Below are 13,313 nucleotides of genomic sequence, written 5' to 3'. Positions count from 1 at the left end.
CGTCGTTGGTCGTGACCGATGTATCAGTCGGGATGCTGCGTTATAACCCGGTGAAGCGCTATGAACACTTCGGTCCAAAAAGGTCTTTCCTTCGCCAGACGCATGTACCTGCCGCGCAGCATCGGCCTGGGCATTGGCTTCTTCGCGGTGGCGGCGGCGCTGTACCCTTCCCATCCGCCAACCTGGGTATGGATCGCCATGATCGCCCACGGTTACGGCTGGCCGCACATGGCTTTCCTCCTCGCCAGGCGTTCCCCTCAGCCCTATGCCGCCGAGCGCCGCAACCTGATTTACGACTCGCTGGGCGGTGGCTTCTGGGCGGGAGCGATGGGAATCAGTCCGCTGCCCACCGTGACGGTGCTGTCGATGATGGCGATGAACAACATCGCAGCCGGGGGCTTGCGTCTGTTTGTGTTGGGTTCGCTGGCGCAGATCGCGGGCGCGCTGGCGGCGTACACCCTCTTCATGCCGGCATTGTTCCCCCACGTCACTCAGCTGCAACTATTCGCCTGCCTGCCCATGCTGGTGATCTACCCGATGGCGATCGGGCTGGTCTGTTATCGCGTCGCCGTGCAGCTGTCCAGAAGCAAGAAAGCGCTGGAAAAACTCAGCACCACCGACAGCCTCACAGGCCTGATGAACCACGGCGCGTGGAAGGATCGACTGGCGCTCGAATTCGATAGGTGCCAGACCCTCAACCGCCAATGCAGCGTGGCGTTGATCGACATCGACCACTTCAAAACCATCAACGACACCTACGGCCACATCACCGGCGACAACGTCCTCAAGCAACTCAGCAATACGCTGTGCGCCAGCCTGCGGCAGACCGATCTGGCCGGCCGTTACGGCGGCGACGAATTCTGCGTCATCTTGCCCGACACCACTCTGGCCCAGGCCACCGAGATACTCGAACGCCTGCGCCGCACGGTCCACGACCACGCTCACTCGGCCCTTCCCGATTTGAAACTGAGTCTGAGCATCGGCGTTGCGGCGCACGGCGCGCACCAGACCGACGCCGCCCAGTGGCTGCACGAAGCGGACATGGCGCTGTACGACGCAAAAAGCGCCGGGCGCAATCGGGTCACGCCGGCGCGGCCGTCCACCAAGGTGTGTGCGCACGAGGGCGCGGCGCTGGGGTGAATTCAGCGCTTCATGCGCCTCAACGTTTCGAACAGCGTAGGGACAGCAGTTTCCTTCAGATAGGCAGTGATGATCTCGCGAATGGAGCGTTCAGGCTGGGTACGCGAATCAGTGTCAGCACATGCCTTATCCGCTGCGGGCGCATCACTGCTATCAGGCTTCGTACCCTTCAAGAACGGCACGCTGCCAGAGAGATCGTATACCTCCTCAGAAATGTTCCGGATCCAGTTTTTTTGATCAAATGAAAAATGGTGGAATTGCCGGCCAAAGTCAGCAACCACATTTCCATTTTCAGAAAATTTGTTGACGATCTGCTCGAGGAAATGAAAATTCAGGCTGCTAAACGGGCTGTAATCGACGTCCAATGCAAAACGCAGAAAGCCGCGATCAATGGCTGTCGTGCTGAAAGCACTTCCATTCAATATGCGATGGGCAGTGTTGGCACTTTCCTCATTGAACGAGTAAGACACCTCGTGGCCTTCGGTATCAAACCGTTTGAGAGGCCGCTGCGGGATGATCTCGCGTCCATTGTCCGATTTCCGGTAATAAGCAATAGACCAAGCCAGATCGTCCACGTAGGCAAGGTCGGCGCCTTCTACATTTGCGAATTCATAAACCGCAGAGAGTAGATTCCGATCTTCTGGTAACAGGAACAGTGTAGGGAATAACGTCGATAAGTTTGGATCGTATGCCACTGTCGCGGGCTCAACCGCATGCCCCTTGAAGAGTCGGGACATCATCAGTCCCCTTCCGCTGATAGTGACAGGTGACTCGGGTATTTGCTGCGCGCCTTGGGGTGAAGCGCTCAAAGCCTCCTTGATTTCAGGTTGAGTGATAGCCAACGAGGAAGCGGACTGAACATTGATCTTTTCTGGAATTGAAATGCTCATCACAAATACTCCACTGAAGTCCGCCCTCGACTGGGGATTGACGGCATGGGGTTTAGCAGACCACAGCACGCTTATCCCGTCTGGCGAGACCGTAGATCATGGAACCATTTCTGCCGAATTATGAATCTGATTGAGCAGCTCTTTAGGCGTGACTGTTTCAAATATTGCAGCAAGGCTGTCGCCCAATATCAGCGGCCCATACAGCCCTTCTTCCCGATCCAGATGCGTTTGCTGCACGTCGCGGTAGGCCTCGGGGTAGATGCTTTTTTCGATCGGCAGCAGGCGGTCGTAGTGCTCGAGCAACCCGCGAAAGACGATCCGCCGCTCCGTGACACCGCGGGTGGTGGCGATCAGTTTGATGAAGAAATCCGAGTCGCTCTGGCGCATGGCTTCATACGCGGCGTAACGCTCTGCCAGGGTGTATGCACCGGTCTCGTCAAATACCACGCAGCACAGGTCCTGACGCGAACGTAAGCCGAACGGGTTGTTGGCCGCGCGCCGGCGATTGCTCTGCGCCAGCGCGAAGGCCACCGCGCGCTCGGCCTCGTTCGTACGCTCCGCGCTGCCAAGGCTGCAGAGGTCATCCAGCGCAGGGGCCTGACGTCCCAGTCGCTCGACCTCTGCACTGAAGGTGGCAAAGATGCCGTGGGGTCCGAGCCATTGCTTGTGCAGCTCGCTCAACTGGTCTCGGGACAGTTGGCTTTGCTCATCGACCAATTGCTGAAACGCAGCGGAGACGTCCGAACTGTGGTGTGCCTCGATGGGCTGTTGTTTCAAAGGCTCAGACGTTGCGACTTGAATGGTCATCGGTTCCATCCTTATTATTGATCATTATTGTGGGTGCGCCTTGACGAGCACTTTTTATTGAAGAAATGAAAGCACTGACAGCGAAGTCATTATTGAAAAAAATCGCGCATTACGAACAAACGCCACCGCAGCAAATCTCGATGACGAAGGGTTATAAGTGTGGCTATCAAATTGGGTTGATTATGCACTTACCGGTCAACGGAACAATCCGTCAGATGTAGGGGTGTGGACAGTTTTTTCTTTCTAGGCGCCGTGATGTGCAGCGCAATGAGCTGTGCCCGATTCTTCACCTCGTTCTTTCGCAGCAATGCCGAAACGTGGTCGCGGGCCGTGTAATCACTGATCCCCAGTCGTTGCGCGATGTCCTTGTTGGTATGCCCCTCCAGCAAGAGAAGCAGGACTTCCTGCTCTCGGGGAGTGGCTTTATTTAATCGCTTACGCTTGCGTTCTTCTTCCAACATTCGCCCTCAACCGTCTCTGCGACTTGCCGACCCCGGCATGACATCTGCCTGGGCCGTGACATTGTTTATATTGATATTCAGGTTTTTAACGCTTTAATCATTTACACAGTCAAGCCCGGTTAATAACCGAACAATAACAAGTAAACTTTCCTACAGATATTTGCGAAGCATCCCTACACAAACACACAGACAAACTATTCGAACACGACCAAGTAAAGGCCGTGTGGATATATAAAAGCGGGTCAGTTGTATAGACAGGGACAATAAACGCTGCAAATGATAATTACAATCATCTGTTACAAAATCAGGGGATCAATCTCGTTTGGAATGGCACGGATTTGAAATTCGCACCACTGACTCGACATGGGCGCCATTGCGACGCCCCTGCCCTCTCAATTTCCAGCTCGCGCCACCCGCGGATCATCGACCTGCATGCCCTTTCGCAGGCCAAAGAACATGGCCGTCACCAGACCAACCGCGCCCATGATCACGCAATAACCGACGCACACCCACGGGCTCCAGGGCATCAAGGCGATCAACGCCAGCGGCGTGGTGCTTGCCCACAGGGCGTAGCTGATGTTGTAGGTCAGCGAGATGCCGGAGACGCGAATGTTCGCCGGGAACAGTCCGACCATCACCGAAGGCACGACGCCGACAATGCCACAGGCCAGGCCGGCCAACGCGTAAGCGATGCTCAACGGCAACCAGTGACTGACCAGACTGGCGTAAAGCACGCCGACGCCGACGGGCAGCAACAGGCTGTAAAGCACTACGCCACGCCAGGCGCCAATGCGATCGACCAGCATGCCGGCCAGCACGCAGCCAATGTTGAGGAAGACGATGCCGACGCTGCTCAGGGCGAACGTGTCGCTGGGACTCATGCCGAAGCGCTGCTGCATCACCGTAGGCGTGATGACCACCAGGGTCACGACGGCGGACGTCAGCACGCAGGTCAGCAACGCCGCCGGCAGCAGAGATTGCCGGTGCTGGCGTAGGACAGCGCGAAGCGGCAGTTCAGTCATGCCCTCGCGTTGCGCATGCATCGCCATGAACACCGGCGTTTCGCTCAGCCAGCGTCGCAGCCACACACCGATAACGCCGAACACGCCGCCCATCAGAAACGGGATGCGCCAGGCGTAATCGAGGATTTCCGCGTGGCTGAACACTTTCGCCAGCCAGGTCGCGGTCAGCGCACCGATCAGGTAACCAAAGGTCAGTCCGGCTTGCAGAACGCCCAGCGCATAACCGCGATGGCCTTTCGGCGCGTGCTCGGCGACGAACACCCAGGCGCTCGGCACTTCGCCGCCGACGGCCGCCCCCTGAAGGATGCGCAGCGCCAGCAGAACCAGGGGTGCCCAGTAGCCGATGTCGGCATAGGTCGGCATCACGCCGATCAGCAGACAGGGCAGCGCCATCATCAGAATGCTGAGGCTGAACACGCGCTTGCGACCCAGCTTGTCGGCGAAGTGCGCCATCAGAATGCCGCCCAGCGGGCGCGCCAGGTAGCCGGTGACGAAGATGCCAAAGCTTTGCAGCAAGCGCAGCCACTCGGGCATTTCCGGCGGGAAGAACAGCTGACTGAGCGTCAGGGCGAAAAACACGAAGATGATGAAATCGTAGATTTCCAGCGCCCCGCCCAGTGCCGCCAGGCCAAGGGTTTTGTAGTCTCCCCGGCTGATGGGTTGTGGGCGTGGTCGAAGAATGGCTGTCATGAAAGACCCCAAATCACAGGTTGAAACGCACGCGGGTGCGACAAAGGCGCGCAGGATAACAAAGCTGACGGCTTGCGGGCGGATCGCTGACGGCTGACGCGTTTCAGCGGCTGATTTAAAAATTCACCGTCGCCGACACACGCGCCGTGCGCGGTGCGCCGAGGAACAGGTAATCGTCCCCCAGGTATTCGCCCGCGTCGCGCCAGTAGCGCTTGTCGAACAGGTTGTCGACGGTCAGGCGCAAGACGGTGTCGTAGCCCTCGATTTTGGTGCTGTAGCGGCTACCCGCGTTAAACACAGCGTAGTCATCGACTTTCACCGAGCCTTCGCGGTTGGCGTATTTGCTGGCGCTGTATTGCACGCCGCCCAACAGCGCCAGCCCTTGAATCGGCAGTGCGTAATCGGCTGAGAGGCTGCCGCGGAATTTGGGCACGTTGATCGCCTGATGATCCTCATACGCCGCGGTGCCGCTGTCTTCCACCCGCGCGCGAATGGCCGCGACGCTGGCCGACATCTGCAACTGCGAGGTCACGTAGCCGTTGGCGCTAAACTCGACGCCGGTGTTTTTCTGCTGGCCCTGCTGGACGAACGTCAGGCTGCCGTCGTCCTGGGGTTTCGAATATTGATACGCCTGGCGGGTTTGAAACACCGCTGCGGTGAAGCTCATGCGGCGCCAGTCGTATTTGACCCCGGCTTCCAATTGACGAGAGATCGTCGGCGCGAGGATTTCCCCGACATTGCTGTCGAACACCGACGCCGTGCCGCCCAGGGACAAGCCTTTGCTGTAGCTCGTGTACAGCGAAACGTTGTCGATCGGCTTGTAGATCAGCGCAGCCTGGGGCAGGAAGATCGACCGCTCGGTGTGACGGTTGTCGCTGCCGTCCTCGTTGTAGGCCTTTTCATCGAGCTTCACTTCACGCCCGCCGATCACTGTCTGCCAGCGCTCGTTGAGGCTGATGCGGTCGGTGGCAAAAAGCCCGTACTGGCGGCTGTCCAGGCGGCGCTCGGTGTGGCCCACGGGCAGGTCCGACGGCGCGAAGGTGTCCGGCGTCTCGTGGATGTTGCCGGAGCCGACGTATTCGCTGAAATACGGCCGGGTGTCGACCGTGCGCCGGAACGCGCTGCTGCCGAAGGTCAGCTCATGCTTGAGCCAGCCGGTGTCGAACAGGCCGGTCATCGACGCTTCGACTTCATCGTTGCGCCGCGTGTCGTCCGGGCTGCGGAAGTCGTAGATATCGTAGCCGCCGCTCGGCGTAAAGTGCCCGGTCAGCGGCTCGGCAGGACAGTCGCTCTGGTAATAGCAGCCGTAGGCGAAAGCGCTGTAATCGTCGATGACCACGCGGCTGCGTGACGCGCTGAGGCTGGCTTTCCAGTCGTCGCTGTGGCGGTATTCGTAGCGACCGGTCATGTTCAGCGAGTCGATGCCCACCGGATTCGAGCCGCTTTGATAGCCCAACAGTTTTCGCGGTGAGGCGTCATGGGGCAGCTCGGTGCCGCCCAGCAGCTGATAGCCCGGCACCGAGCGCTGTTCTTTGGTCTGGTATTCGACGTCGAGCTGCAGGGTGGACTGGTCGTTGATGTTCCAGTCGAAGGCCAGAGAGGCGAAATCCCGCTGGCCATTGGCGTGTTTGACGTAAGAGCGGATGTCCTCGTGGGCAACGTTGGCGCGCAGGCCGAACTGCTTCTCGCTGCCGAACCAGCCGCCGACGTCCGTGGCGATGTAGCGCTCGCCGTGCTCGTTGGTCGAGACCGTCACCGAGCGCACGTCTTCCGGGCGCTTGGTCTTGTAATTGATCACGCCCGCAGGCTCCGACACGCCACTCTGCAGGCCCGAAAGCCCCTTAAGCAGCTCGACCTGTTCCTTGTTTTCCAGCGCCACATTCTGCTCGCCGGTGATGCTCCGCCCGTTGATGCGGTAGCTGTTGGCCGCATTGAGCGAGAAACCGCGCACGACGAAATTCTCGTAATAGCCCACCGGCGCATAGCTGTCGCCCACCGACGCGTCGTTGCGCAGGACATCGCTGAGCAGCTTGGCCTGCTGGTCCTTCAGCCGCTCGGCGGTGAACACCGAAATCGACGCCGGCGTATCGCGCAGCGGCGCTTCACTGAACCCGCCAACCGACGCGCTGCTCGCCTGATAAATCGACTCCTGCTCCCCGGTCACCCGCAACGCATCCAGCGTCACCGGCTCGGCTTCCTGGGCCGCCAGCCACGGCGAAGCGAAAGCGATACTCAGCGGCAACAGCCGACGGGTGAAGCCGGCAGCGGGACGGGACGAGGTGATCATCGAGGGTGAATTCCTGGTGATGGGCAGTCGGGCGACGGGAAACGCAGGCCAGTTCGGCGGCGCTTCTTTTACGTTCTGCGCGGGATTTTTACAACCGGGATTGGTGTGGAATTCGGTGTGCAGGTGACTTTTGTATGACCGGCTTCAGCCGGGAAGACTGCGGCACTGATGAGAGAGATGCGTCGAATTTACCAGCCGCTTCCCGGCTGAAGCCGGTCCTACAGTCCCTTTCTGGCCGACATAGCAATTTCGAATGAGACGAGCTTTTGTAGGACCGGCTTCAGCCGGGAAGGCTGTGGCACTGACGAAACAAACGCGTCGAATGTGCCGACCCCTTCCCGGCTGAAGCCGGTCCCACAGTCCCTTTCAGGCCGACATAGCGATGTCGAAGTAACAAGCTTTTGTAGGACCGGCTTCAGCCGGGAAGACTGCCGCATTGGCGAAACAAACGCGTCGAATGTACCGGCCCCTTCCCGGCTGAAGCCGGTCCTACTCGATAACGTCAGTCATCGTTTTAGGCAGCAACTTCAGGGCAGGCCTACTGCTCCACCTTCAGACCCACCTTCAACAATTTCCCGTTGTCCTCATCCGTCAGCACATACACATACCCATCCGGCCCTTGTCGCACATCGCGGATGCGGGACTTGAGCTCGCCGAGCAGGCGCTCTTCGTGAACCACCTTGTCGTCCTTGAGCTCCAGACGAATCAGCTCGTCGGACGCCAGGGCGCCGATGAAGACGTTGTGGTCCCACGCCTTGAACATACTCGAGTCGTAGAACGCCATGCCGCTGATGCCTGGGGACTTCTCCCACACGTGGAAGGGGTTTTTCACGCCCTCGACGATCTTGCCCTTGGACTCGGCAATGGGCTCGCCGCTGTAGTCGATGCCGAAGGTCGAGATCGGCCAGCCGTAATTGGCGGCGCGTTCAATGATGTTGATTTCGTCGCCACCACGCGGGCCGTGCTCGTTGGTCCACAACGTGCCGGTCCAGGGGTTGAGTGCGGCGCCCTGTTGGTTACGGTGACCGTAGCTCCAGATTTCCGGGCGCACGTTCTTCTGGCCGACAAAGGGGTTGTCCTTGGGCACGGTGCCGTCGGGGTACAGGCGCACGACCTTGCCCTGCAGTTTGTCGAGGTCCTGAGCCGTGGCGCGATCGTTGTTTTCGCCCAGGGCGATGAACATGTAGCCGTCGCGATCAAAGACGATGCGCGAGCCGAAGTGGTTGCCTACCGACAGTTTCGGCTGCTGCTGGAAGATGCGCGTAAAGCCTTCCAGCTTGGTCATGTCCTCCGACAGCCTTGCGCGCCCCGCCGCCGTGCCGCCGGTTTTACCATCGCTGGCGGCCTCGGAGTAGGTCAGGTAGACCATGCGGTCCTTGGCGAAATCGGGCGACAACTCAACGTCCAGCAAACCGCCCTGCCCTTGCACCCAGACCTTCGGCACGCCGGAGATCGGCGCCGACAACTTGCCGTCAGGCATCACCCGACGCAGGTTGCCCGTGCGCTCGGTGACCAGCATGCCTTGGGCGTTCGGCAGAAACGCAACCGCCCACGGATGCTGCAAACCGCCGACGACCTCATCGACGGTCAGCGTGCCGCTCTCGCTCTCGTAAGTCGCGGCAGTGGCCTGCACGGAGAGGCCCAATAACGCGGAGGCACAGAGGGTCGCGAGCAAGGTTTTGCGGAGGGCGAGCTTGTGAAAAGGGGTGGCGCGCAACATAGGCAATTCCTTCTGAAATGGAAGAGAGGCTGGCAGTGGTTTCAGTTGCTGCGGCGGTCGGTATCCCCGGAAGGTCGAGAGGGTTGTTGCCGGGTTGGGTAACCGTTGCCGATGCCACCGTTTTCAAGGGTGGGCGGACGTGGCTGAGTCGGTCCGAGATTCGGGCCACCGACACGCGGCGCGATGGACTCGGTGCCCTGACGGCTGTTGGGGTTGGCGCGGCGCACGGCGCCGTTGTCGGGAACGTTGATCGAGCGGCTCGGGTAACCGGCGGCCGCTATAAGCGGCGGCGAGTGCGCGGTGTGATCATCGGCCTGTGCCAGCCCGGCCGACAGGAGCCCGCCGAGCAGGACGACGGCAAGGCGTCGCGGAAAAGGGTTCATCATTTACCTTCTGTGGGATGGGTAACGATTCCGGTCTTTGATGGCGATCGAGCGCGTAGGTTCGCGCTGTCACGGTGGATGAGCAACGTGTAGGACCTTTCGCTTTGTAACAAGAGTAGTCGGCGACCCGCCGGGCCTTCACACGCGCCGACACTTCGTCGCCCGCTGCACGATTCTTCCAGACCTGCCGTAAGCGGCGCGGTAACGTATTCAGGATTGACCGACCGCCTATCAAAACCAGCCCTTTCAGAGGCACCGCGATGTCCGACCGCAACTGGATCGAGCTCAAGCAGGACGCCACGTCCGGCATCGAGACCGTGCGCGCGCATTTCGAGGGCCATGCCTACGATCCGCACTGGCACGACAGTTATCTGGTGGGCATCACCGAACAGGGTCTGCAGCAATTCAATTGCCGTCGGCAGCAGCACAACAGCACGCCGGGCAAGGTGTTTCTGCTCGAACCGGGCGACATCCACGACGGCACCGCCCCGGAAGCGGGCGGCTTCACTTACCGCACGTTGTACCTGGACCCGCGCTGGCTGGACCGGGAATTGCGCGCGCAGTTTGAAGAAGCGCCGGACAACGCCCAACTGAGCTTCGCCGCGACGCTGGCGGAAGATCCGCGGCTCGCCATCGCTACCGCCAACGCCTTCGAAGCGATGCACCACGACGAACTGCGCATCGTCCGCCAGACCGCGCTGGATCACCTGCTCGCCAACCTGACCAGCCACCTGCGCTGGCGCACCCTGATCACTCCCGATCCGCGCCTTCCGCTGGTGGCCCAGCGAGCGCGGGATTACCTGCACAGCCACTTGCATCAGGACATCGGCCTGGACGATCTGGCGCAGGTGACCGGCGTGGACCGTTTCCGCCTGAGCCGCGCGTTCAAGGCTGCCTTCGGCCTGGCGCCCCATGCCTACCTGATCCAGCTGCGCCTGACCCGCGCCCGGCATCTGCTGGCGCGGGGCGAGGCGCCTGTCAGCGTCGCGGCTGCGTTGGGTTTTGCCGACCAAAGCCATCTGGGCCGCTGGTTCCAGCGCGCCTATCGCATGACCCCGGCCGACTACCGCCGACGTTGCTCAAACGTTCCAGACTGACCGCCGACTGCGCGCCGATCATTGCTCCACGATCAATGACCGCCGAGTGGCCTTATGCAAACCCTCCTGCCCTTTCTGCTGTTCGCTTTCGTCGCGTCCATCACGCCCGGGCCGACCAACATTCTGGTACTGACCAACAGCTCGCGCTACGGCCTGCTGCGGACGCTACCCATCGTACTGGGCGCCTGCGCCGGCGCGGCATTACTGGTGCTGATGGTCGGCACCGGGCTGGGGGATGTGCTGGCCCGTCATCAACAGGTACAAACGCTGATGTCATGGATCGGCATCGGCTGGTTGACCTGGCTGGCGTGGCAGATCTTCAGCGCGCCCGCCGAAGCAGTCGACCCAACGCAAACCCGCAGCGGTCCGAGCCTGGGCCTGTGGGGCGCGGCGAGCCTGCAACTGGTCAACCCGAAAACCTGGATGATGGCGCTGGCCGTGGTCAGCGTCTTTGCGGGCACCGACGCCGACCGCATGCTGAGGGTGATGTGGCTGTCGCTGGCGTTCTTCCTGGTGTCGATCCCGTGCATGAGCGCCTGGGCCTGGCTGGGCGTCAGCGCCGCGAAATTCTGCCGCTCAGCGAACAGCATGAAGCGCTTCAATCAGGTGATGGCGGTGCTGTTTCTGGTGTCGGCGTGGTTGACGTTGGTGGTGTGAATCGCGGGCGGGGCCTGGAGGCATTCGATGGATCTGCCTACGCACAAACCATGGGAGTGACCGGGGTGGCATTCCACCTTTCTCACGAAAGCGGTCTGCCTGGGCTACCCCTTCTCGCCTGACCCACCGCATTCGTGAGCAAGCTCAGTCCCACAAGTTTTATGCGCGGGTCGAGATCTCATGTCAGCCACAGTCTTGTGGGAGCGAGCTTGCTCGCGAAGGCTTACTTGCAGTGATCTGGCCAGATGACCCGGCCTATCTTTGAGAGCAAGGTGAGGGCCACCCCGGTCACCCCCACATGGATGGTGTTTGTCGCCTGATCCAAATCAGGCCTGCCCCTGACTACTCGCCAATATCCTCATTCCACAGCTCCGGCTTGTCCGCGATAAATTGCTTCATCAGTCTGACGCAGGTCTCGTCGTGCAGCACATTCACTTCCACGCCACGGGACTTGAGCAATTCTTCCTCACCGATAAACGTCTCATGTTCGCCGACGATGATTTTGCGGATGCCATACAGCAGGATCGCGCCGCTGCACATCGCGCAGGGCGACAGGGTCGTGTAGAGCGTGGCTTCGCGGTAAACGCGGGCGGGCTGGCGGCCGGCGTTTTCGAAGGCGTCCATTTCGCCGTGCTTGATAGCGCTGCCTTCCTGGACGCGACGATTGTGACCACGGCCGATGATCTTGCCGTCGTGGACGATGACCGAGCCGATCGGAATACCGCCTTCGTCCAGGCCCTTCTGCGCCTCATCAATGGCCGCTTGCATGAACGGGTCCATGGTCTCTCCTTTCCTTTGTGACGGGGGATGATCGAAAAAACGCTTCTAAAAACGCGCGCTCAAGGCTTGGCTTTTTTCAGCGCGTTGTCCAGCGCGGTGGACACGTAAACCTTGAGCAGCTCGCTGGATCGGTCCTTCATGTCAGCGCCAACGTCGCGCTGCTTGTTGCGGAATTTGTTGGCGACATCTGGCGCCGGGTCTGCAGCGTCCAGTGCCTTCAGCTCTTCAGGGCTGAAGGATGCGGCGTAGGCGGCCGCGAGGTTGCGGTCCCATTCCTGCTGATACTGCGGCTGCAGGCTTTGCAACTCGTCCTGCACGATTTCCTGGGCCTTGGTGCGGCCGACGGTCTCAACAATCGTGGCGAAGGTGACTGTGTGGGAAGCGACCTGATAACCCAGCCAGCCCAGACTCTCGCCCAGATGCCGATCCTGTACGAAGGTCAGCGCGGAATCCCCGGCCACAGGTGCGGGTGCGGTTTCGCCGGCCAATGTCACGTTATGCAGGGCCATCACGCCCAACAGCGTTAGCCCGAGTGACGCCTTCATCATCGTCATTGCTGTCGATCTGCAATATCCCATGTCCTCTCCCGGCGACTTTTTATCGGTGATCAACGCTTTGATTGTCTGTTGGACGCTAACAGTTGAGGGGCGAGATATCCATCGGTGAGCGATTTGCGGCCGAGCAATGGGTACCTTGTGGGACCGGCTTTAGCCGGGAAGAGGCCAGTGTGTACACGATGAGTTCTGCATTGCGCCGCCTGACGTCTTCCCGGCTGAAGCCGGTCCTACAGGGATCTTGGTTAAACCGGACACTTACATTAGACGACAGAGGCCCATTGCTGCGCGGTCATGCGGTAAATCCTCACGCCCTGTCGGTGATACTGGCTGTGGACGAACCCGCCGAAACCGAGTTTCTTGATCACATTGACCGACGCGAGATTAGTCGGCTGGACAATGGCGATCAGCGATGACAAGCCCAGCTGTTCAAAGCCGTAAGACATCGCACTGCGAGCTGCTTCGGTGCCCAGGCCTTTCCCCCAGAACCCGGTTGCGAGCCGGTAACCAATCTCGACCTCGTCCTTCTCATCCACACGCTCGGCATTGAGACCGCAGAAGCCTGCCAGGGTTGAGGTGGATTTCTCCACCACCGCCCAGGGACCAAAGCTGCGTTCACGGTAGGACATCCGGCACCAGTCAATGAACTCGCCCGTCGCCTTTTCCGATAACACCCCCGCCACCGAATGGCGCATCACTTCGGCATCGCCCAGCATTTGCGCCAGCGCCGGAGTGTCGTCAGGGGTGAGCTCGCGCAGGATCAGGCGTTCGGTATGCAGGGGAAGGAATGAGGGGTTCAAGAAGTGTCACTCGTGCATGAACGGG

Annotated in this window: 13 protein-coding genes; 3 read left to right on the top strand and 10 right to left on the bottom strand. The window is 60.3% G+C overall.

Annotated features, from left to right (window positions below; genetic code table 11):
* Window positions 1-60: 60 nt before the first annotated feature.
* Window positions 61-1,140, top strand: coding sequence for a diguanylate cyclase (locus AC3ISG_RS06155; protein WP_489298741.1), 1,080 nt, complete (start codon window positions 61-63; stop codon window positions 1,138-1,140).
* A 2-nt stretch (window positions 1,141-1,142) separates the two neighbouring features.
* Here the strand turns inward: AC3ISG_RS06155 and AC3ISG_RS06150 are convergent, their stop codons facing one another.
* From AC3ISG_RS06150 to AC3ISG_RS06120, 7 genes are all read right to left on the bottom strand, one after another.
* Entirely contained in the window at window positions 1,143-2,030 is an 888-nt protein-coding gene (locus AC3ISG_RS06150) for a hypothetical protein (RefSeq protein ID WP_489298740.1), read from the bottom strand.
* A gap of 96 nt (window positions 2,031-2,126) precedes the next feature.
* The gene (locus AC3ISG_RS06145) at window positions 2,127-2,837 is read right to left on the bottom strand and encodes a hypothetical protein (RefSeq protein WP_489298739.1); all 711 of its coding nucleotides are present in this window, start codon (window positions 2,835-2,837) and stop codon (window positions 2,127-2,129) included.
* Between the two features lie 188 nt (window positions 2,838-3,025).
* Window positions 3,026-3,298: a LuxR C-terminal-related transcriptional regulator gene (locus AC3ISG_RS06140; protein WP_122535470.1), complete on the bottom strand. Its 273-nt coding sequence runs from the start codon at window positions 3,296-3,298 to the stop codon at window positions 3,026-3,028.
* Between the two features lie 392 nt (window positions 3,299-3,690).
* Window positions 3,691-5,010: an MFS transporter gene (locus tag AC3ISG_RS06135; protein ID WP_489298738.1), complete on the bottom strand. Its 1,320-nt coding sequence runs from the start codon at window positions 5,008-5,010 to the stop codon at window positions 3,691-3,693.
* 115 nt (window positions 5,011-5,125) lie between these two features.
* Window positions 5,126-7,297, bottom strand: a complete 2,172-nt coding sequence (locus tag AC3ISG_RS06130; RefSeq protein ID WP_489298737.1) for a TonB-dependent siderophore receptor — start codon at window positions 7,295-7,297, stop codon at window positions 5,126-5,128.
* Between the two features lie 538 nt (window positions 7,298-7,835).
* A complete protein-coding gene (locus AC3ISG_RS06125; RefSeq protein ID WP_489298736.1) occupies window positions 7,836-9,017 on the bottom strand; it encodes a PQQ-dependent sugar dehydrogenase in 1,182 nt (393 codons plus the stop codon).
* 41 nt (window positions 9,018-9,058) lie between these two features.
* On the bottom strand, window positions 9,059-9,400 hold the full coding sequence (locus AC3ISG_RS06120; protein WP_489299459.1) for a hypothetical protein: 342 nt from the start codon (window positions 9,398-9,400) through the stop codon (window positions 9,059-9,061).
* 260 nt (window positions 9,401-9,660) lie between these two features.
* Between AC3ISG_RS06120 and AC3ISG_RS06115 the strand changes: the two genes are divergently transcribed.
* Both AC3ISG_RS06115 and AC3ISG_RS06110 read left to right on the top strand, forming a co-directional pair.
* A complete protein-coding gene (locus AC3ISG_RS06115; RefSeq protein WP_489298735.1) occupies window positions 9,661-10,497 on the top strand; it encodes an AraC family ligand binding domain-containing protein in 837 nt (278 codons plus the stop codon).
* Window positions 10,498-10,551: 54 nt separating this feature from the next.
* Complete coding sequence (locus AC3ISG_RS06110; protein WP_489298734.1) at window positions 10,552-11,154, top strand: LysE family translocator; 603 nt, start codon at window positions 10,552-10,554, stop codon at window positions 11,152-11,154.
* A gap of 342 nt (window positions 11,155-11,496) precedes the next feature.
* Here AC3ISG_RS06110 and AC3ISG_RS06105 read toward each other — a convergent pair whose 3' ends face one another.
* The 3 genes from AC3ISG_RS06105 to AC3ISG_RS06095 form a co-directional block, all read right to left on the bottom strand.
* Window positions 11,497-11,934, bottom strand: a complete 438-nt coding sequence (locus AC3ISG_RS06105) for a nucleoside deaminase (protein WP_489298733.1) — start codon at window positions 11,932-11,934, stop codon at window positions 11,497-11,499.
* 59 nt (window positions 11,935-11,993) lie between these two features.
* Window positions 11,994-12,488, bottom strand: a complete 495-nt coding sequence (locus AC3ISG_RS06100) for a hypothetical protein (RefSeq protein ID WP_122622284.1) — start codon at window positions 12,486-12,488, stop codon at window positions 11,994-11,996.
* Window positions 12,489-12,751: 263 nt separating this feature from the next.
* Entirely contained in the window at window positions 12,752-13,288 is a 537-nt protein-coding gene (locus AC3ISG_RS06095) for a GNAT family N-acetyltransferase (protein WP_122535461.1), read from the bottom strand.
* Window positions 13,289-13,313: the final 25 nt, after the last annotated feature.

The organism is Pseudomonas sp. GL_135, from assembly GCF_057834665.1.
The sequence above is the reverse complement of the archived record's forward strand: the minus strand, read 5'-3'. Positions and strand labels throughout refer to the sequence as shown.